At 61.2% G+C, this 1,532-nt stretch carries 1 protein-coding gene; it reads left to right on the top strand.

Annotated features, from left to right (window positions below; genetic code table 11):
- Window positions 1-1,532: hypothetical protein (locus GGE09_RS23145; protein ID WP_309748428.1), on the top strand; the 1,532-nt coding region annotated here is incomplete at both ends.

Here is a 1,532-nt window from a genome sequence, read left to right as displayed (position 1 = left end):
CGGATCCGACAGACGCAACCGACCCTACGGATGCAACTGACCCGACAGATGCAACGGATCCGACAGACGCAACTGATCCGACGGATGCAACGGATCCGACGGATGCAACCGACCCGACGGATGCAACGGATCCGACAGACGCAACTGATCCGACGGATGCAACCGACCCGACAGACGCAACCGACCCTACGGATGCAACCGATCCGACGGATGCAACTGATCCGACGGATGCAACTGATCCGACGGATGCAACTGACCCGACGGATGCAACGGATCCGACAGACGCAACTGACCCTACGGATGCAACTGACCCGACAGACGCAACCGACCCTACGGATGCAACTGACCCGACAGACGCAACGGATCCGACAGACGCAACCGACCCTACGGATGCAACTGATCCGACGGATGCAACCGATCCGACAGACGCAACTGATCCGACGGATGCAACGGATCCGACAGACGCAACCGACCCGACGGATGCAACGGATCCGACGGATGCAACTGATCCAACCGATCCACCTGCAGCCGAAGATCAAGGTTTGCTTGACCCGATTATCTCTGACGACGGGGTTTTGGGAGATGTCACCGGAAATGACGGTTTGCTTGGCGATGTCACAGGATCTGATGGCTTGCTCGGCGATCTGGTTGGTCCGGACAGCCCGCTAGACGATGTGCTCAATCCAATTTTGGGGCAACCTGTGTTGGGCGGCGGCGTTGGCGGCGATGACATCGGTCTGCTCGATGGTGTTGTTTCTGACAACGGTTTGCTGGGAGCTGTGACCGGAAATGACGGTTTGCTCGGCGATATTACAGGGTCCGATGGCCTGCTGGGGGATCTCATTGGCAACGATGGGAGCCTGTCGGATGTGACAGGATCCGGCGGACTTGTCGGGGACCTGACCAACACCGGATCTTTGGGGGGGGGCACGCCAAATGACGAGGGCGACATTCTCGATCAGTTGCTGGGCGACGGAACGCCGCTGGACGGTGTGACGGACGAAGATGGCCTGCTTGGCGGCCTAACCGGAGACGACGGCCTGCTTGGCGGCCTGCTTGGCGGCGACGATCCTGCGGGGGGGCTGCTTGACGGCGTGATCGGCGAGGACGGGCTGGTTGATGGCCTGCTCGGCACTGGAGAAGATGGTCTGTTGGACGGCGTTGTCGGAGACGACGGTTTGCTGAACGGTCTGACCGGAGACGATGGTCTGTTAGGCGGTCTGACCGGCGGCGACGATCCGGTGGGTGGTTTGCTCGACGGTGTCATCGGTGAAGACGGTCTGCTCGGCGGCCTGACCGGAGAAGATGGCCTGTTAGGTGGTCTGACCGGCGGCGACGATCCGGTGGGTGGTTTGCTCGACGGTGTCATCGGTGAAGACGGTCTGCTCGGCGGCCTGACCGGAGACGATGGTCTGTTAGGCGGTCTGACCGGTGGTGACGATCCGGTGGGTGGTTTGCTCGACGGTGTCATCGGTGAAGACGGTCTGCTCGGCGGCCTGACCGGAGAAGATGGCCTGTTAGGTGGTCTGACC

The organism is Roseobacter sp. N2S (assembly GCF_031454055.1).
Classification (GTDB): Bacteria; Pseudomonadota; Alphaproteobacteria; order Rhodobacterales; family Rhodobacteraceae; genus Amylibacter.
This window is presented reverse-complemented; position numbering and strand designations above follow the sequence as displayed.